This is a genomic window from Paenibacillus phyllosphaerae, assembly GCF_014192105.1.
Classification (GTDB): Bacteria; Bacillota; Bacilli; order Paenibacillales; family Paenibacillaceae; genus Paenibacillus_Z; species Paenibacillus_Z phyllosphaerae.
In genome coordinates, this window is record NZ_JACHXK010000020.1 from 66,521 (window position 1) to 86,703 (window position 20,183).

9 protein-coding genes, 1 pseudogene and 1 riboswitch are annotated in these 20,183 nt (G+C 57.3%); of the genes and pseudogenes, 1 reads left to right on the forward strand and 9 read right to left on the reverse strand.

The features are described 5' to 3' along the window. Together FHS18_RS28085 and FHS18_RS28090 are read right to left on the reverse strand one after the other, a co-directional pair. Positions 1-4,704, reverse strand: a 4,704-nt coding sequence (locus FHS18_RS28085) for a hypothetical protein (RefSeq protein ID WP_183603712.1), incomplete at its 3' end; no start/stop codon positions are given. A 103-nt stretch (positions 4,705-4,807) separates the two neighbouring features. Then, entirely contained in the window at positions 4,808-5,611 is an 804-nt protein-coding gene (locus tag FHS18_RS28090; protein WP_183603713.1) for a hypothetical protein, read from the reverse strand. A 344-nt stretch (positions 5,612-5,955) separates the two neighbouring features. Here FHS18_RS28090 and FHS18_RS28095 point away from each other — a divergent pair, with 344 nt between their 5' ends. Next, a complete protein-coding gene (locus tag FHS18_RS28095) occupies positions 5,956-6,576 on the forward strand; it encodes a TetR/AcrR family transcriptional regulator (protein ID WP_183603714.1) in 621 nt (206 codons plus the stop codon). Positions 6,577-6,615: 39 nt separating this feature from the next. On the opposite strand, the gene thiD is transcribed toward FHS18_RS28095, so the two are convergent. The 7 genes and pseudogenes from thiD to FHS18_RS28130 all read right to left on the reverse strand — a co-directional run bounded on the left by thiD (position 6,616) and on the right by FHS18_RS28130 (position 19,537). Beyond that, a complete protein-coding gene (gene thiD, locus FHS18_RS28100) occupies positions 6,616-7,482 on the reverse strand; it encodes a bifunctional hydroxymethylpyrimidine kinase/phosphomethylpyrimidine kinase (RefSeq protein WP_183603715.1) in 867 nt (288 codons plus the stop codon). After that, the gene (thiO, locus tag FHS18_RS28105) at positions 7,479-8,621 is read right to left on the reverse strand and encodes a glycine oxidase ThiO (RefSeq protein ID WP_183603716.1); all 1,143 of its coding nucleotides are present in this window, start codon (positions 8,619-8,621) and stop codon (positions 7,479-7,481) included. The genes thiD and thiO overlap by 4 nt, the downstream gene beginning before the upstream one ends. Before the next feature lie 163 nt (positions 8,622-8,784). After that, positions 8,785-9,546, reverse strand: a pseudogene (locus FHS18_RS28110) (thiazole synthase); the annotation flags it as partial. A 16-nt stretch (positions 9,547-9,562) separates the two neighbouring features. Continuing rightward, positions 9,563-10,420, reverse strand: coding sequence for a thiamine phosphate synthase (thiE, locus tag FHS18_RS28115; protein WP_183603717.1), 858 nt, complete (start codon positions 10,418-10,420; stop codon positions 9,563-9,565). Continuing rightward, a complete protein-coding gene (locus FHS18_RS28120; RefSeq protein ID WP_183603718.1) occupies positions 10,402-11,550 on the reverse strand; it encodes a ThiF family adenylyltransferase in 1,149 nt (382 codons plus the stop codon). Before FHS18_RS28120 ends, thiE begins: the two co-directional genes overlap by 19 nt. Continuing rightward, entirely contained in the window at positions 11,543-13,303 is a 1,761-nt protein-coding gene (gene thiC / locus FHS18_RS28125; RefSeq protein WP_183603719.1) for a phosphomethylpyrimidine synthase ThiC, read from the reverse strand. Before thiC ends, FHS18_RS28120 begins: the two co-directional genes overlap by 8 nt. Before the next feature lie 455 nt (positions 13,304-13,758). Further along, a riboswitch (TPP riboswitch) is annotated at positions 13,759-13,867 on the reverse strand. A 72-nt stretch (positions 13,868-13,939) separates the two neighbouring features. Further along, positions 13,940-19,537, reverse strand: coding sequence for a glycoside hydrolase family 78 protein (locus FHS18_RS28130; protein WP_183603720.1), 5,598 nt, complete (start codon positions 19,535-19,537; stop codon positions 13,940-13,942). Between the last annotated feature and the right edge of the window lie 646 nt (positions 19,538-20,183).

Below are 20,183 nucleotides of genomic sequence, written 5' to 3' on the forward strand. Positions count from 1 at the left end.
TGCGGCCGACGTCACGGAACTTGCCGCGATATGCTCGCTGGTTACGGCTTCTTTGGCCAGCTGCGCGCCTGTTACCGAACTCGCAGCAAGATGGGCCTGCGTTACAGCCCCTGCAGCCAGATGCGCACTCGACACGGAACCTTCGGCTAGTTGCACGCCTGTCACCGAATCGGACGCCAAATGTGCCGACGTGATGGAACTTGCCGTGATATGCTCGCCGGTTACGGCTTCTTTGGCCAGCTGCATACCGGAGACCACGTCCGCGGCCAGATGCGCCTGCGTCACTGAGCCTAATGCCAGATGCGCGCTCGACACCGCACTCTCAGCCAATTGCACGCCTGTGACCGAATCTGCGGCGAGATGGACCGTCTTAACCGCACCTGATGCGAGGTATTCGCTGGTTACGGCTTCTTTGGCCAATTGCATACCGGAGATCACGTCTGCGGCCAGATGCGCCTGCGTCACGGAGCCAAGCGTCAGATGCGCGCTCGATACCGCATTCTCAGCCAAATGGAGTCCCGTGACCGAATCCGCGGCCAGATGCTCAACCGATACGGAACCTTTGGCCAATTGGACGCCAGTAACGACATTCGCCCCCAGATGGGCTTCCGTGACAGCGCCTGATGCGAGGTGTTCGCCCGTAACGGAACCTTTGGCAAGCTGCGCGCCTGTAACTGCTTCTGCCGCCAGATGCGCCTGCGTGACAGAGCCTTCAGCCAGATGCGCGCTCGACACCGAGCCCTCGGCCAGTTGCACGCCGGTGACGGAATCCGCGGCCAAATGTCCGCTTACGACGGAACCCGCAACCAGGTGCTCGCCCGACACGGCACCTTTAGCCAACTGCATGCCGGTAATCACGTCTGCCGCCAGATGCGCCTGCGTGACAGAGCCTTCAGCCAGATGCGCGCTCGACACCGAACCCTCGGCCAATTGCACGCCGGTAACCGAATCCGCGGCCAGATGCCCGTTCGAGATCGATCCAGCGGCTACATGTTCGCCGGACACGGCACCTTTGGCCAACTGAAGTCCCTTAAACACGTCTTCGGCCAGATGCGCCTGCGTAACAGAGCCTTCAGCCAGATGCGCGCTCGACACCGAACCCTCGGCTAGTTGCACACCGGTAACCGAATCCGCGGCCAAATGTCCGCTCGCGATGGAACCCGCAGCCAGATGCTCTCCGGATACGGCACCTTCGGCCAGATGCTCGCCATTTACGGATCCTGAAGCCAATTGCACGCCAGATACCGAGTCAGGTGCCAAATGAGCCTGTGTCACGGAGCCGGCAGCGAGATGCGCACTCGAAACCGAACCGTCAGCCAATTGATCCCCTGTGACGGCGCCGTTCGCCAGATGCGTTTGCGCTACTGCGCCGGCTGCCAGATGAGCTCCGGATACGGAGCCTTCAGCCAGCTGAATGCCGGTGACCGAATCGGCGGCTAAGTGCGTCTGCGTGACCGCGCCCGGTGCGAGATGCGTTTCGGATACGGCTCCGGCGGCCAAATGCTCACCGGATACGGAACCTTCCGCTATCTGAACGCCTGTCACGGAGTCGGCTGCCAATTGTGCTGCCGTTACGGCACCTTCTGCCAAATGCTCCTGTTTCACCGAACCGTCCGCCAAATGCGAGCTTGTTACCACGCCTTCGGCCAACTGTACGCCCGTCACCGAGTTTGCCGCGAGATGAGCTGCCGATACGGAGCCTTCAGCCAGATGCACGCTATTGACCGCGGCATCAGCCAGTTGTTCGCCCGTTACGGAATTAGCTGCGAGATGCGCGGCTGTGACGGCACCTTCGGCTAGATGCGCGCTCGTTACGACACCTTCGGCCAATTGCGTGCCTGTGACCGAGTCTGCCGCGAGATGGGCTTGCGTCACGGCCTCTTTTGCCAAATGAGTTGTGCCGATCTCGCCGGCTTTGATTTTGCTGCCGACGATGCTGCCGTCATGAATTTTGGAAGCGGCCAATACCTCAGGCGCCAGATGAGCCTGCGTGACGGCCCCTTTGCGGATATGATAGCTCTGGATCGACTCGGCCTTCAGATGCTTGCCGGTAATCGTCTCCAGCAGCAAGTGTTCGCCGGAGATGGATTGGGACGCCAGTTTCTCCTTCGTAACCGCGCCATTCGCCAGTTGCTCGGTGCTGACTGACGACGCTGTGAGATGCTCAGCGCCAACGCTGCCCTCGCGAATTTGTGCACGGCCGACCGATTGCGGTGCCAGATGTCCGTGCGTGATCGACTTCTGTGCGATATGCGCTCCTTGAACGGCCCCCGCCTGTATCGCCTTGGAGCTTACGGCATCGGCTTGCAGCTGATCCGCGCCTACGCTTTCCGCCGACAGCTTCGAAGCCGTCACGGACTGGTCGCTTAAGTGTTCCTCATGCACGCTTGCTGCTGCCAGATGTCCGCTATGCACGATGCGCTCCGCCAAGTGGCGGGAACCTATTGCCTCATCCGCCAGATGCCCGGCTTCCACTGTACCTGACGCCAGCTTGCTGCCGGCAACCGCGCCGTCCGCCAAGGCGAATGAGCCTACGGCTCCGTCGGCCAGATGGTCGCTTGTAATGGCATCCCGTGCGATAACTCGGCTGTCTACAGCGCCAGATGCCAGATGAAGGCTGCTCACTGATTGCTCCGCAAGTTGGTCGCCCGTGACCGCCTGTGCGCCAAGCTTCGTGCTCGTAACCGAACCATCCGACAGCTTCGCCGCCGTAACGGCCCCGTCTGTCAGCTTATCGGTCGACACGCTCTCCGGAGACAGCTTGAGGGAATTCACCGCATGGTCGGCAAGGTGATGCGAATAGACCGCACCGTTGCCCAGATGGCGCTCCGTCACGGATTGAGGAGCCAACTTGGCGGATTTGACCGCGCCGTCCTGCAATACCGCGGAACCGACGGATCCCTCGGACAGATGCTCAGGTGCGATTAATCCCGGTTGTAGATGCCAAGGCGCGATCGATTCGAGCGCGATCGACTCCTCGGTCACCGATGCAGCGGCCAGATGGAACGCGCGTACCGATTCCGGAGCGATCTTCTCGAACGTAACCGATTCATCGATCAGATGCTTGCCGTTCACGGTATAAGGAGCCAGCTTATCTGTCGTAACGCTGCCGTCCGCAAGCTTGCTTGTCGATACGGCGCCGGGAGCCAGCTGCTTCTCGCCGACGGCTTCGCCCGCCAGATGCTTCTTCTGGACGGCCTCCTTGGCGAGCTTCCGGGACGTGACCGACTCGCTTGCCAAATGCTTCTCTTCGACGCTGCCATCCGTGAGGCTTGCTGAATTGACGGATCCATAACCGATATGGCGAGCTTCGATCGAACCATCCGCGATTTTGTCGCTGTTTACGGAATTGCGGCCCAGATGGCGCCCTAGCACGGCAAACTCGCTCAACTTGGAGGCGCCAATGCTCTGATCAGCGATCTTCGAAGAGGTAACCGCATGATCGGCCAGCTTGATCGTCGTGATCGACATATCCGCTAGCTTAGGCGAAGTGACCGCTTGATCGTTCAGATGATGCGTCTCAACGGCGTGCTCACCGATTGCTGCCGACTCGACGGCTCCTTCCTGAAGTTGCAGCGCTCCGACGGATCCCTGTGCCAATGCTTCGGTTTTTACGGCTCCGCCCTGCAGTTCCCTTGCCCCGACCGCGCCTTCTGCCAGATGCGCGGATTCGATTTCGCCCGGAGCCAAATGCTTTCCCAGCAATACTCCGGCAGCGACGTGTTCGGCAAGCAGCAAGCCTGGCTTCAGATGGACGGAGTCGACTGCGCCTGCAGCCAGCTTATCGGTGGTGACCGATTGATCCCGCAGCTTCGAACGCGTTACCGCGCCATCGGCCAGTTTCGATGTGTTGACGGATTCGCCCGCCAAGTTCTCGGCGCGGACGGCTCCGCTTTTGATTTTACTGCTCGTAATCGCTTGATCTTCGATCAGGTCCGCCGAGACGATGAAAGGCTTCAGATGCTTCGTCTCAATCGAGCCTTCGGCGATTTTGTCCGGTCCAATGGCCCGGTCAGCCAACTTATCGGGCGTAATGCTGCCATCTTTGAGTTTGTCGCCGGTGATCGTACGGTCCCCGATTTTGGCTCCCGTAACCGCGCCTGGCACGAGATGGTCGCTGGTTACCGATTCCTCTGCAAGCTTCGAACCCGTTACCGCACCATCCGCCAGTTTGATGCTCTCGACCGCATAATCCGCAATCGACTGCGTAATAACGCTGCCGCGTCCCAGACGAGTGGAATCAACGGAACCTGGCGCCAGCTTCTCGGCCGTAACCGCATCATCGGCCAGATCATCGGTATACACGAATGGAACCGGAGCCTCGGGTCTGCGCTCGGCCGCAATCTCCTCCCGGATCTCGCGTGTTAGTCCCGGTTCTTCAGCAGGCACCTCTTCTGCCGGCTCCTCCTGAGCCGATGCAGCGACTTCCTCTGGCAGTGACTCTGATTCCGTTGTTGCGTTCTCGATGAGCTTACGCTCGGGCTGCTGATCTGAAGCAGCGGATTCAGCCGGTGCTTCAGCCAAAGCGGCGGCATTGAGATGAAGCTGCCTATCATCGGCTTTGACGTTGTTCCTAGCTGAAGCCGAAGCAGCTTGCTTCTTTTTCAGCTCATCTAGCCATTTCAGTTCCGAATCATTCGGATTATCCACGTAAAATAACGGCCGTTGCCCCTTTGCGCCCTTTCCTTTCCTGCTCTTCGCCATAGCCCTCTCCTTCTCACACCTCGAATGTCATAAGCATTCTATGCATTCACCTATAGGCAGGTCACAGGTTCGCTTGGGCGAAAGGGCGAAAAGAACAAAAAACTTACGCTTTCATCGTCTGAATCCCTTTGGACAGCGTGGCCATATACAACTCGGTTCCATGCCAGTCGACGTCGGTAACCGGTACGCCGGGCTTCAACGAGAACAGCGTCAGGCGATCGCCGAGACGTCCTAGACGGAACAGACCTTTATCGGTGCATGCGTATACATGCGGCAGACGCGTTACGACGGAGAAGATGAACATATCGCCGAAACGGATCGTCTCGAAGCCGCCTTTGCCGTTGCTGACGATCAACTCCCCGCGCTCGCTCGCTCCGACCAAATGTTCACGATCCGCGGCCAGGCTCGTCACCCCGACGCCAAGATTAAAGTTCGCCCAGCGGTCGGTCATTCTGTCGTACATGCCGACGCCATGATCTAATCCGATATACAGGTACTGCGGCGTGAACAAGAAATCATAGACGGTATTGCTTTCGTAGGCCGAGATTTTCCATACGTCGCCAGTACGATAGACAAGCCCCTGCTGCGTGGCCGCGAAGGAGTATCCCCACTCCTCCTTGTATTGATAACAGCCGTGCGGAACTTCGGTATCCTGCCAACGCTGCTTGTGCAGGCGGAATAGCCCTTTGCTCGTGCAAGCAAACAGCTTGCCGTCGATGACTTGCAACCGGTTGACGGTAGCTTCCTTCGGCAACCCTTCGGAGATGGCGTTCCATTCCCCATGCTCTTCTTTATGAAAAATCCCTTTGCCCGGCGACGCAGCAAAGAGCGATCGATCTGCCTGCACCTTAACGGATGAAAAATGAACAGGACGGGATTGCCAGCTTCTATAGGAATCGGGCAGCATTGCTATATTCAACTCCTCGCTTATATGCACAGTTGGGCCTTTTATGTGATCGGCCATCTTATTCCATTTTAATGATAATGATTATCACTGTCAATGAAGATGGCGAGGCAATGCATCTAATGGCCAGCTGTTCCTGAAGCGGTGCATAGCTTTTTCTCATATGGAAAATGCTAGAACATGACACATACGCTATAGGTTTCAGGCCCAGATGATTACAGACGGTATCTTTTTACCATTTATTATTAAAAAATAGGCAGATGGAACCGATACATAATTGAAGAGTAAGCCTTTTGACCTCTTTCCCTCACTCAATACAATTCAATCTCACACACGGATGGTGGATTATGCCCGATAAAATGGATAGACGCAAATTGCGCACCCGAGCGCTGCTGCGTCAAGCGCTGCTCAGCCTCATGAAAGAAAAAGGACTCGAACAGATCACGGTCAGCGATCTGACGAGCCGCGCAGACATCAATCGCGGAACGTTTTATCTCCACTATAAAGACGTCCCCGATATGGTCGAGCAGGAGAAGAACGAGCTGCTCCAAGGCTTGCGCGAATTGATGAGCCAGGTGGATGTCCAACAGATGATGGAACAAGCGTTGACGGATCTGGCGCATCCCAGCCTGATCGATGTCTACGCTTATATCGCGGAGCATAGCGAGACCATTCTGCGGCTGCTTGGTCCCGGCGGCGATTCCTCGTTCGCGGATCAGTTCATTGTACTGATCGAGGACGAGCTGCTGCGCAAGCTGCCGTTCTGGCAGTTCGAGGAAGAACGGCTCAACATTCCGAGAGATTATCTGATCGCGTATGTTTCGGCGGCGAATCTCGGGTTCCTCAGTCATTGGCTGAACGAAGGTGCCCAGCTGTCTCCCGAGGAATTCGCCAACATGGTGATCCGCCTGGTCCGTACGGGGCCGATCCGCCTGACGAGCGAAACGTTAGTCCGACTCGATACATGAAGAAAAGCCGACCGGCGTCCATGCCGGTCGGCTTTCCTATTAGCTGCGCTGCATCTGCAGCTGCCGATGCGCGGCGTGCCACAGCGTTCCCGTTCCTCGGCCCATCGGGCCGGCTGCGGCGATCGCGGCCGTCACGAATTGCTTGGCCTCGCGCGCCGCTTCGGGAATCGAACGTCCGCGTGCAACGAAAGCCGCAATCGCCGCGGCCGTCGTACAGCCCGTTCCATGCGTATGCTTCGTCGCATATCGGGGAGCTTGCAGGAGGACCGGCTCCGCGAGTCCGGGTCCAACGAGCACATCGATTGCCTCTTTGCTGGATAAGGCATCATTCTCGCTGGAGTATTCCTCCAGATGCCCTCCTTTAAGCAATACGTACTTCGGCCCTAACGCAAGCAGACGATCCACCGTTTTGACCATGTCGGCGACCGACCGGATCGCGTCCCGTTCGATGCCGAGCAGCTCGCATGCTTCGGGCAGATTCGGCGTCACGACGGAAGCGAGCGGGAGCAGCTCGCCGCGCAGCACGTCCACCGCCTCTTGCCGCAGCAGCGGAGATCCGCCCTTGGCGATCATGACCGGGTCGACGATGACATGCTCCGGGCGATGTCTTCGAATAGCTTCCACGGTACAGGCGACGATGTCGGGCGACAGCAGCATGCCTGTCTTCACCGTCGTTGCGCCCATATCGCCAAGTACGGCGTCGATCTGCTGCACGACAGCTTCGACGGGCAACGGATAGACCCCGTGCACCCCGACGCTGTTCTGCGCCGTTACCGCCGTAATCGCGCTCATTCCGAATACTTCGAGTTCTTGGAATGTCTTCAGATCGGCTTGTATGCCCGCTCCGCCACCGCTGTCCGACCCGGCAATCGTCAGCACGCGCGCCCACGCTCTACTGTTCGTCATGCTCTTCTCCTTCCCATCGCGGCCGCGAACCGTGCAGGCGTGAATGGCTCAATTGGTGTGGCGGGAGCGCGACCTGCCAGCAGATCCCCGACTACCTGCCCTGTGATCGGGCTGAGCAGAATCCCGTTGCGGTAATGGCCGGCTGCAATAATCACTTCCGGCTGCTCCTGAAGCTGTCCGATCAGCGGCCAACCGTCCCGTGTTGCCGGACGCAGACCTGCCCAGGTATGATTCGGTTCTTGGTCATGCAGGAACGGCAATACGCGCGGGCCCCAGCGCTTCAAGCGGCTGATGCCCTTGTCGGTTACGGAAGTATCGTAGCCGGCGACATCCTCGGATGCGCCGCAGACGAGCGTGCCGTTCTTTTTGCCGACCCAATAGGCTTGGCTGGAGAATACCATATGGCGAACTTCGCCATATGGCACCTCATACGCGCATATCTGTCCCCGTATCGGGTGAATCGGCATGGGCATCCCGAATGCCTCTGCGTAATGGCATGCCCATGCTCCTGCGCATACAATTAGGCGATCGCCGTTGTAGGTACCGGCTTGGGACGTCTCGATCCGAATACCTCCGGTTCCTCCCGTAAGGTGCTGGACCTTAATTTCTCCCGCATGGTCAACCATTCTGGCCCCAAGTCTGCGGCAAGCTTTCTCCAATGCTTCGACCAGCTTCGGCGCGTAGACATGCTGCTCGGCAGGACAATACACCGCCGCCAACGCTTCGCGAACAAGCAGCGGCTCCAGCTCGGAGAGCCGACCGCCTTGCACCAGCTCCGCTCGGGCTCCGAACGGTTGCTGCCAGGCCATTCGGCTCTGCAGCGGCAGCAAATCCGCTTCATGGAGCGCAACCGTTAAGCTTCCTGAACGTTGCAGCTCGACATCGATGCCCGATACCGCTTCAATGTCGGACGCCCATGCGGCATAGGCATTCAGGCTGTCGAGGCAGAGCCGGAAAAAGGCGTCCGGCTGTTCCGGATTCTCGGTGAACGGGGCGAGCATGCCTGCCGCAGCGCCGGATGCCTGGCCGCCGAAATAGCCCGGCTCGATAACCGTGACCGACGCCCCGCCCCGCAGCGCCTCGAAGGCGCAGGATAGACCGATGATTCCTCCGCCCAATACAAGCACCTGCTCAGACAAGGCCTTTTTCCTCCCCGCGCAGGGCTTCCGGGCTCGATTGATGCGTTCGCATATTCTGTGCCATCGTAACGGCTGCTTCATGGGCGTATGCATCCGCTTCACTCTGCCGGAGGGCGCTTGCAGATAGCGGATCAGAGCCGGATAGCGGCGATACGCCTGCTTGCTCGCTGCTGGCGGATGCATAGCGGCGTTTCGGTATCCGCCCGGCCAGATAGGAGGCGCGGCCGGCTTCTACCGCGAGCCGGATGGCATAAGCCATGGCGACGGGATCTACCGCTTTGGCAACCGGCGTGTTGACCAGTATGCCATCTGCTCCAAGTTCCATCGCTTGCACGACGTCGCCTGCAGAACCGATTCCCGCATCGACGATAATAGGGACATTCGCATCTTCGGCGATGAGTCCGATGTTGTACGGATTCAGAATGCCGAGGCCCGAGCCGATCGGGGCGCCGCCAGGCATGACGGCCGCCGCGCCGGCTTCCTCTAATCTTTTGCACAGAATCGGGTCATCCGAGGTGTAGGGCAGCACGACGAAACCTTCGGCGGCCAGCTGCTCCGTTGCCTTCAGCGTCTCGATCGGGTCGGGCAGCAGCGTGCGCGGATTCGCGCTGATCTCTACCTTGATCCAATTGCCAAGGCCGGCTGCGCGCGCAAGCCTGGCGATCCGGACCGCCTCCTCTGCGCTCGACGCTCCCGATGTATTCGGCAGATAGGTCAGCTTCCTGTCGGCAAAATGCTGCAAGACCGAGTCGTCTTCCGCAAAATCAAGATTGACTCTGCGGACCGCGAACGTAACGACCTCTGCCTTAGAGGCCGTCAGCGCCTCCTGAAGGACAGCCGGACTTGGGAATCTGCCGGTTCCGAGGAAGAACCGCGACGCTAGTCGTACGCCGCCGATCACCAGCGGATCATGCTCGGTGTTCATGGTGTAAGTCATCGAATCAGCCTCCCCCTACAAAATGAACGAGCTCCAGCTTCGCGCCTTCATCCACGCTCGTGTGTAACCAAGCTTCGCGCGCGAGAATAACGCCGTTAAGCTCCACGACGATCCGCTTGGCGCCAAGGCCGTATTGCTCGACGAGACCCGCAATCGTAACGGCGTCCGTCCACTCCTGCCTGCCGTTGATCAGGACCTGCTTCAAGCTGGACGCGCTGGCGCCATGCGCGTTGTAAGCGCGAATCCGCTGCTTGAACGCGCGGGCGGTCTCGGCCGGCTGATCGCTGCCGACGATGGCCGACACTGCGCAGATCCGGGTTGCTCCCGCTTCCAGCACGGCGTCCACGTTATCCAGCGTAATGCCGCCGATAGCTACGAACGGGATGCGGACTTGCGCTGCAGCTTCACGGACATAGTCCGTCGTGACCGCCTGCCTGCCCGGCTTCGTCCCCGTCGGGTAGACGGGACCTACGCCGATATAATCCGCGCCGCCCGCCTGCGCTTCGAGTGCTTGCGCAATATTGTGGGTCGAGATGCCGATGATGCGATCCTCCCCAAGGATGCGGCGAGCTTCCGCAAGCGGAAGATCTTCCTGGCCGAGATGAACGCCATCCGCTTCAGCGGCCAGCGCAACGTCTATGTGATCGTTGATGAGCAGCGGCACGTCGTACCTGCGCGTCAGTTCCCGAAGCGCATAGGCTTGCGCCAACAGCTCACGCTTGGACGTATCTTTGGCCCGCAGCTGAATAATGTCCGCACCGCCGCGGATCGCTTGCTCCATGACGCTGACCATGCTGCGCCCAGGATGATAATTCTCGCCTGTTATGGCATAGAGACGAAAGGTTATGTTCGGTTTGCCCATTCCAGTGGCTGACCTCCTTGCTCCATCTTAGATATATATTGGCTGCACAGCTGAACGGCCCGTTCGGGGTCCTGCGTCCCTTGAACTAGCACGCGCCCGTCGGGGAACAGCACGAGCCGCCCCCCTTCCTCCAGCTGTGCGCGAACGAGATAAGGATTGGCTGACACTTCGCAGCCAAGCGCAGCAAGCTTCTTGTGCGCTTGTTCTAGCGTTATGGCGAATCCCATCGTCACCTGGACCGTATCCCTGCCGCATAGAGCCGCGGCATATACAGGCTCATGTGATTCGACTGTTGGTATAGCCGCGTAGGAGGACTCGGTCGGCTTCCGCTGCTGATCTGCATGCCGATCGCCGCAGATTCGGCAGGAACCCGTAGGTCCGGGAAGCGCCGCTTCCGTCGTCCGGTAGTTCCACAGATCCGCGGTCAACCACGTACGACGGCGCGCCTCCTTATTTCCGGTCAGCCATTTGAATGCTTCTGCAGCCTGAATCGCCGCCACCCATTCCACGGCCGGCGAGATAACGCCGATCGTATCGCAGGAGTCCACGGCTTCTCCGTCTTCATCGCCGCCGATCAAGCAGCGAAGACAAGCGGTCTCGCCCGGGAGCAGCATTGCGCTCATGCCTATCGCCCCGGTCACTCCGCCGTACAGGAACGGAATGCCGCGCAAGAAGCATTGATCGCTGAGCAGCAGCCGGACCGCGGCATTGTCGGTGCCATCAAGCACAAGATCGACGTCAGCCGTAATGGCTTGCACGTTCGCGGCGGTCACATCGAGCACGTGAGGCTCGATCCGGATTTCGCTATTGATTCGCGCAAGCTTATTCGCCGCGGCAACCGCCTTGGGCCAAGACGCCAGCGCATCCGCTTCGTCGAACAGCATTTGGCGCTGCAAATTGCTCGGCTCCACATAGTCCCGATCGACGATCCGGACAAGGCCGACGCCGGCGCGCACCATATGCTGGGCAAGCGATGCGCCGAGCGCCCCGCAGCCGACGATCAGCACGGCGGCTTCGCCAATCTTACGCTGCCCGGCTGTCCCGATCGGGGCAAACCGGGTCTGGCGGGAATAACGATCCGGCCATTTAGGCGCTGGGGCCGGCGATGTGCTTCGCGCCTCGTTAGGCATAAATCGAGCTGCCTGCCGCCTTGAATGCTTCGGCTTTTTCCTTCATTCCGCTCTCAATCGCTTCCGTTGTCTCCAGACCGTGCTCCGCCGCGTAATCGCGAATATCTTGCGTAATGCGCATGCTGCAGAATTTCGGGCCGCACATCGAGCAGAAATGCGCCGATTTGGCCGCTTCCGCCGGCAGCGTCTCATCGTGGTAAGCCATCGCCCGCTCCGGATCGAGCGACAGGTGGAACTGGTCGCGCCATCGGAATTCGAAGCGCGCCTTCGACAACGCGTTGTCTCGCAGCTGCGCTCGCGGATGGCCTTTGGCCAAATCGGCGGCATGGGCGGCGATTTTGTATGTAATGACGCCTTCCTTCACGTCTTCCTTGTTCGGCAATCCCAGATGTTCCTTCGGCGTGACGTAACACAGCATCGCCGTGCCGAACCAGCCGATCATCGCGGCGCCGATCGCGGAGGTAATATGGTCATAGCCTGGAGCGATATCGGTCGTCAGCGGCCCGAGCGTATAGAACGGTGCCTCTTGGCAGAGCTCAAGCTGCTTATCCATGTTCTCCTTGATCAAGTGCATCGGCACATGGCCCGGGCCTTCGATCATGACCTGCACGTCGTGTTTCCAAGCGATCTTCGTCAACTCGCCGAGCGTCTCCAATTCGCCGAATTGAGCCGCGTCATTCGCATCCGCGATGGAGCCCGGGCGCAAGCCGTCACCGAGCGAGAACGAGACATCGTAGCGCTTCATGATTTCGCAAATTTCCTCAAAGTGCGTATACAGGAAGTTCTCCTTGTGATGCGCCAAGCACCATGCGGCCATAATCGAGCCCCCGCGCGATACGATACCCGTTACGCGCTTGGCCGTCAGCGGGATATAGCGCAACAGCACGCCGGCGTGGATCGTGAAGTAATCGACGCCCTGCTCGGCTTGCTCGATCAAGGTGTCGCGGAACACTTCCCAAGACAGGTCTTCCGCCTTGCCGTCCACTTTCTCGAGCGCCTGGTAGATCGGCACCGTACCGACCGGAACCGGAGAGTTGCGGACGATCCACTCGCGCGTCGTATGGATGTTCTTGCCCGTCGACAGATCCATGATCGTATCGGCGCCCCACCGGGTTGCCCACGTCATCTTTTCAACCTCTTCCTCGATCGAGGAAGCTACGGCCGAATTGCCGATGTTGGCATTGATCTTCACGTGAAAATGCCGTCCGATAATCATCGGCTCGCTCTCGGGATGGTTGATATTCGCCGGAATGATCGCTCGGCCGGCAGCAATCTCGCTGCGCACGAACTCCGGCGTCATCCCCTCGCGAATCGCGATGTATTCCATCTCCGGCGTAATCATCCCTTGGCGAGCGTAATGCAGCTGCGTCACGTTGCGGCCTTCTTGCGCGCGAAGCGGCATGCGCGCAAGGTTCGGGAACACTTCCGCTCCGCGCTTGGCCAGCGTCTCCTCGGAGTGGAAGCCGTTGTCGAGCGGCTTGATCTCACGGCCCTCGTAAGCCTCTACATCGCCGCGTTCCTCGATCCACGCCCGGCGCAGGGCAGGCAAGCCGAAGCGAACGTCCGCTTCATAGTTCTCGTCCGTATAGGGACCGCTCGCATCGTAGACGCGAATCGGCGAATTCTCTTCCAGCGTCCCGCGCACGGAACTTGGCTCCAGCGCAATCTCCCGCATGGGCACCTGCAGATCCGAACGGCTGCCTTCCACATACACTTTTCGGCTGCCCGGCAGCGCGCTTGTTAGAATGGACATGTCAAAAAACCTCCTAGGGATTTACGTATCATCCACTAGGAGGCTCTGTTAGTTAAGTGTTGGAAGGCGGCGAACGCAAGCCCGGAGAAGGCCGATCCCGCACCGCTGCCGTCCCATGCGGCTAACTGGCAGCATGGACCGCATATGGAGCGAATAGGGCTCTCGGAATTCAGGCCGTCCTCTCCGTTCACGGTTTCAGGCGCAAGGATCGAACGCGCCTTATGCGCTATCGTCCTGCTGCTCGAATCGTGCGATGGCGTGCAAGAAGGCGCTTAAGCACCTCGAATTCCGCAACATTCGCACAAAAAAACCGCTCCCGGCGAAGGAGCGGTCTGTTAGGCGTTGGTTCCATACGCGCTAAGGGGAACCCCTTGGCCGCGAATGGTCAGCTGCCTGCCGATGGCATCCCATGATCATCTCCATCATGAGCCATACACGCGCAAGCAAGCTAAATCGCACGAACATTCCCACTTTCCTACGCTGGCATAACCCAGATCAGGTTCAAAGGGACCAAGGCAACGATTTGCCTTATCTCAGCCCATGCGGGCGCCCCTAGTGGATTTCTTGGTACGACTATACCGTGCCCCGTCAAAATCTGTCAACCTTTTTTCCAAAACCAAGAATCTATAATTGCCTTTATTGCTGGCGGTGGACGCCGTAGGTTTGTCCCGTATTGCCCGCGATCGTGATCGTAATGGAGGCTGTCTTGACCGTGCCATTCGTGTAATAGGCCGTAAATACGAACGTAACCGGTCCAGCTTCTAACGAGGCGAAAGCTTCGTCCCACAGTTCGCCGCTCCAAGCCGTTTTGGCTGAATTAGCGGTCAGTTCGGCGCGGTAGCTGCCCATCGCAACCTCGACGCGCTCTGCCTTGGTTTCGGTGGAAGTGCTGGTCGTCTGTGCCTGCAGCATGAATTTCTCCCCGGCCCAGAAGGTGCCCGCCGAGCGCGGAGAATCATTCGTACCCGTCGCCGACTGATTATACTGCTTGCGCTTTTCGTCCCACTGGGCGGTATGTTGCACCTGCCCGGTAATCTGCAACGGGAGAACCTGTATCGTCTTAGTGACCGTGACCGGATCCGATTTGCCGTCCGAGACCGTCAGCGACACCGTATAGGTCCCCGTCTTCACCAATTGCCAGCTCGGCCCGCTTGTCCCGTAAGGGGCAGTCAACGTACTGCTGCGCGTGGACTTGTCGCCGCTCGGGTCGGTGAGGACGTATTGAAGCGACAAGGCGTCCAGGTCCGGATCGGCTACAGCAGGAGTAATCACGATCGTATCGCCTTCGTACACCGGCTTCGGCGACCAATCGAAGTCCGCCGTCGGCGTCTCGTTCGTTTCGATGTAGAAGAACTTCGCGTCGCTCCATTCGCTCCAATCGTAGCCGTCGTAAGCTCGAACCCTAACGAACATATTGATTTTCTCGGGTAAATCCGCCTCGGGCGTCCACGTTAACGACGCGCCGCTTACAATGCCGGAATCCTGCTGAATCGTCCCGCCGTACAAGTAGACGCGTACCTGATATTTCGTCATGGCGTCGTTGTCATTATCCGCGTAGAACCAACGGAAGGCGGGACGAAGCTCGGTCAGCTTATCCGGCTTGGTCTGGTCGATACTGCTCGGCAGCGTCACCTGGGCAGCCGGCGCACGGTTCACGATCTCGATCGTTCGCACGGCTTCTGCCGTTTGTCCCTTGCTGTCCTCGACCATCTGGCGAATCTGGAACGTACCTAGGGAGCTGAAGGCTTTCGTCCAGCTGGTCCTGACGGCGCTCTGCAGCGTCTCGTAAGAAGCCGGATTGAGCCCGCGAATGTAATATTGGTGCGGCAGCTTGTCCCTTGCACCGTCTTCCTTGTCGCTTGCTGTGGAGGCAATCGTCACATTGACGCCGCGATAGGTCGTCAGCGTGCTGAGCGTAAAGCCTGCCGTCGGCGGTTCGTCCGGCTGCGGGATCGAGGCGACCGTTATCTTTTTCTCCACCCAAGCGCTCCATGCATCGTACTCGTCCTTGACCGCCATCCCGACGGTATATTCGCCGATTTCTTCAGGCACGACCAGCTTCTGGTTGACGGTTAGACCCGATGGCGTGATGTAATAGAACTTCTTCTGCAGGATGCCTTTGGTCGTCAAATAATTGATGCCTGTCGCCTCCGTCGAGTAAATGGCGGCGCTCAAATATCGGTCCGGATCATGGCTCCTGTCCGTCCACTTGACCGTGTTGTCGGTATCGAAACCGATATCGTAATCGGCGACCGGACGCCGATGGACGATCAGCTGGCGGATGACCTGATTCGAGCTCTTCCGGTATTCCTCGAAGTCGCTTGCCGGGTAAGGATAGATCAGGTTCGGCTCGTCTTTGACCGTATACGAAATTTGATACGAACCTACCTTGTCGAGCATGTTCAACGGCGTCGTGAATGTCTTGCCGTCATGGGCAGAGATGCCGGATTTGCCATCCCCCGCATCCAGGAACTTCTGAGCCAGATGGTCGTACCGCCACTTCGTGTAGGCCGTAACCATCGGGTCGTTCTCGGGGTCCTCTGTCGTGACGGAATAGATCATCTCGTCGCCGGCAATGGCAATGCCTTGCAGCTTCGAGGTCGAACTGATCGGCGTCAGGTCAGAATAGGACATCGACATGAACTCGGTTGTCGGCAATTCCGAATACGGCCCGAAGAAACCTTTGTCGAAGGTGCCATCAACCACATCCATGACAGGAACATTGTTGATATAAGCCCGAATGCGGCCGTCCAGCACTTGAATGCGGATCGGGTACAGCGTTCGCCGCTCGATCGGATAATCCGTTTTGGCGATAACGGACCGGATGCCGTTCTCGACCTTCATGAGCCGTAGTCCGTTCAAGTTCAATTCGAGCCGGTACAAATTGCGGCTGTCTGCGGCATGGAAGCCGAATCCGACATACCGGTCATCGGTCGAGAACGGGAAATCGTTCAGACGCACTTTGAACGTATACTGTGCATTCTGAAGCGGCAGATTGCCGAGCAACTGCTGCTGATCGATATGGTTGATTGCCGAAGAGTTGCGCGGGCTGGCAAGAAAATAAGCTTCTCGTCCCGACATCTTCCCGTTGTCCGACCGATTGTAATATTGGAACATCGTGATCGCGCCGTCCAGATCGAGGTAAAATTTGCGCCGATACTGATTCACATTGGTCTCTGAGGTCCGATAGTTATCCTCCCAGATGTCGGTCAGATCATAGACAAAATTACGGTTGCCGGTCCGCGACTGAACCCGGTACAGCTTCTTGGCCTCCGTGACATAGAAATACCCTTCGCTGTCGAGATCCGTAACCTTCTCGTAGCCATCCGTCGTTTGCCATAACAGCTTAAATCTCCCTTCATCGGTCAACGTGTACGCCGCTTTGCCCGCACCGGTAAGAATGATGTCATGTACATAGACGGAGCCTACGACATCTTCCAGGTAATCCGTCCGTTCGCCGGTGTCCGTATTGAAGGCGGCCATCCCGACCGGGTAGTTGAATTGGCTCTCCGTTATGAGATACTTGCCGTCCATGTACGGATGATAAGCGCTCAGATTATTCGGTTGAAGCTTACTCTTCATGGTCGTCAGCGTGTTGGAGACCGGATTGAATTTGTAGTACGTGTACGTCGGCGAATTGTAATAATGCCGGTTGAAATTCGAATCTTGCTTGCCAAGACGCATCACATCGTAAGCCTCGGCCGACACCTGGAGCTTATTGCCCTCCGCCGTCCCGAAGGCCCAACTGAGCGGCGTAATCCAATACGTGGCAGACGTACCCGAACCCGTGACGCTTGGAGCAAACGCTCCATAGGCAGTCGAGAGCAAACCGTAGGCGGGTCCGAGCGGCAGGGCCGCCACTTCCTTCGGCGTCGAGCCCGTAGTTGCGAATTGCTGCTGCGTATACGAGTAATATTTGGTTACATTGCTGACGACTCTGTGTACATATGCGGTCTTCGTATGCCTGTCGTACAGGTCGAAATATTCTCCGCTGCGCTGATTCGTCGATCCATACGTGCCCGCTGTCCCAAGCAGGGAGATGTCATAACTGGACGTGGAGCTGGACGTGGCTGCAGCCTGATAATAAGTATAGACCAAGCCATCGTCCAGATAGGTCGGTGCCTGGTTCGTGTACAAATCAAGATGCGATACCTTCAGATCGGTCTGAACAGGTCCGAGTTTGTCGCTAAGGCTCTCGCTTGCCCCGGATGTATTATGGGCTAGGGCGCCGGTAATGGGATTGACCGACCAACGCTTGGCCTTACTGCCGGCAAGGTCGCTGTTCGTCCATGCCGAGCCCTGTACGATCGCTGTTGGAGACAGCGGTACGGAAGGAATAATCGTCGGCTCTTTGCTTTCCGAAGATACTTCGAAGTTAACGGTTGGGCTGTCATTGACGACATTCAGTATCCATGTTTTCTCCGCATCCCTGCCCCAATCTTCCTTCAGGTAGATGCTAAAGCGGTATTTGCCGACCTTGTTGGCAGAGAAGGTGAAGTTGCGGTCGCCGTTCAGCGACACCGGCAGCTTCTTCTCCTCCTCATAGTTGCCATCGTTATCTTGATCATACTGGTACCAAATGTTCTTCGTGACTAGTTGATCATTGTCCGGCGAGTAGGAGCGTTCCTGGAAAGTAAGCGTGGCTCCGCGTATCGTTGGCGACGCAAAGTTCAGCGCCGGAACCGGCGGCAAATCCGGCTTGACGGTCAGCGTATGCCGATCAGGATCGACCGACTTCAATCCTGCGGAATCATACACATGCAGCGTAATGATTTCCGTACCCGGCGTCGTATAGACATCGAGCTTATTCGTCCACTCATCGCGGGTATGATCGATTTTCCGTCTCATCGGACTGTAGCTGCGGTCAGCCGAAAAAGCAGCGGCAAGCGGCCGCCCTTCCACAACTTCGGTTGGTCCATCAATAACAGCGATAGGGTTAGGCGGAACAACGCTTATGTAGGTCGTCGCCGTCGTGGATGCGCCCCATTCATCGTGCATTTTGGCAGTGACCCGATGCAGGCCGAGTTCATCCATCGTAATGCCGTGGTAGCCGTCGGTATATTCGCGGCTCGCATACTTCGTCGGGATCGACTGAATCCACTCCGAACCGTTGGTAAAGTCAAATCCATCGAAATAGTAGTCATCGCCGTCGGGATCGGTTGGCGTCGGGACGGACAGATCCGTGATGTAGACCAAATCCATTTTGGTGCCCACGACCACCTCGTATACAGGTAGGGTTCTAACGCTCGGATCCACGAACCCGATCTGGAATTCAGGAGGCGAATTATTCGCCGGTCCCAACACCTCCAGCGGCTTCGGCCCAATCGGATCGCTCTGTCCGCAGTCCGCTACGACCACCATCGTGACGTCGTTCGTGCCGACACCTAAGGAGTACGGATAATTGGATTCCGTGACGATGAGATCCTTTGTCGCGCCGTAGACCTTATCGGTGGCGGCGGTGAAACCGTCCTTCGTGATGCGGAAATAATGATATTGATAGATACAACCGGTGACGACGATGTTCTTCGGGCGCAGCGTGAACGAGTCGCGGTAAGTTATTTTGCCAGGCAGAATTTCAAAATCGCCCGTAATGGCAGACGACGCAGAGCCCTGATAGAAGAACGTAACATAGGCCTCCTGTGGACTAGGCGTCTTGAGCGACACGCTGGCACTGGAGCCCGAAGTGACCGTGTCCGAATAGCCCGAGTAGCTTAGGCTGTAGCCTTCAATCGATCCATATTTCGCATCCGCGCTGACGGACTGCGTCCTGGCCGTACTCGAGAGCGGCGTGACGGGAATGATCGATTGATCCTTCTGGACGTAACTCCCACTCGGTCCGGCCCGAACCATATGCCGCACATGGATTTTGCCATCGCTCTGGATGTCGTAGAAGTAATACATGTACATCTCTGTAAACTCACCATTGTACTTCAAGTCTCCAAAATCTCCTTCGGTATAGGGAGGGGACTTGGATGGCTCGACGCCAGTGGTGGTTTTTTTGTAACCCAAATAGCCGTATGCGCTGTTTTCCGGATGTTCTAATGGGACCTCATCCCCTTTATTCAGAGGGATATCCTTATCCGGGAATACGGAGGCTAAGCTGGCTCCGTCTTTCGTGAAATGTTTGACGTGAATGACGCCTTCGGCTTTTTTCTCGTAGTAGAGGTTTACGTAATACTTATCGAACTCGCCTTTATACGTGAAGGAAGCCGGAGGACTGTCCACTCGCTGCACTGAGCTATCCGGTATTACTTCTTGACGTTTTTTGTAGCCTACATATGTAAAATTCGCTCCCGCATTGGGTGTTGTTCCGATGCTAACTTGATCACCGATTACTATCGATTCCGATTCATTGTCAAAGAGTGATTCATCAATCTTGGTTCCGTCGGTTAGATAATGATTGACTATTACGTCGGCATATAACTCAATTTCAAAAACCATTGGGAAATAATATCTAAATGCTTGAACATTCGCTGAACAACTTACGCAAGCATCAGATCCATATGGTGGACTTCTTAAATTCCATGCACTATCACCGAGCTGTGTCTCTAATTTCCCTGCTGTCGAAGCTACAAATGTCGTGCTTGAACCATTAATTTGTTTATCTGTTATCATAGGGGAACCACTAGTTGTTCCGAAATATGGAACGTATTTTTCGTAACTAGATTCGTTCGAATTAGACTTAGCTCTAGATTCTTCAAAATACTCTTGATGTTTTGGGTCCGAACTGTTTAAGTTATAGATCTTAACGTCTCGTATTGTTCGTCCGGGAAATGAAAATGTGTACTGATAATTCAATTCGTCTTTTGTTACTGAAGCCCCTGGCGGTTTTGTTGTCCATTCACCGGCAGAATTAGACCAAATATCATACGATAGGAAA

Excerpts from the sequence above, each read along its gene's own strand:
- FHS18_RS28090 (WP_183603713.1), bottom strand. The coding sequence starts at position 5,611 with ATGCTGCCCGATTCCTATAGAAGCTGGCAATCCCGTCCTGTTCATTTT.
- FHS18_RS28095 (WP_183603714.1), top strand. The coding sequence starts at position 5,956 with ATGCCCGATAAAATGGATAGACGCAAATTGCGCACCCGAGCGCTGCTG.
- thiD (WP_183603715.1), bottom strand. The coding sequence starts at position 7,482 with ATGACGAACAGTAGAGCGTGGGCGCGCGTGCTGACGATTGCCGGGTCG.
- thiE (WP_183603717.1), bottom strand. The coding sequence starts at position 10,420 with ATGGGCAAACCGAACATAACCTTTCGTCTCTATGCCATAACAGGCGAG.
- FHS18_RS28120 (WP_183603718.1), bottom strand. The coding sequence starts at position 11,550 with ATGCCTAACGAGGCGCGAAGCACATCGCCGGCCCCAGCGCCTAAATGG.
- thiC (WP_183603719.1), bottom strand. The coding sequence starts at position 13,303 with ATGTCCATTCTAACAAGCGCGCTGCCGGGCAGCCGAAAAGTGTATGTG.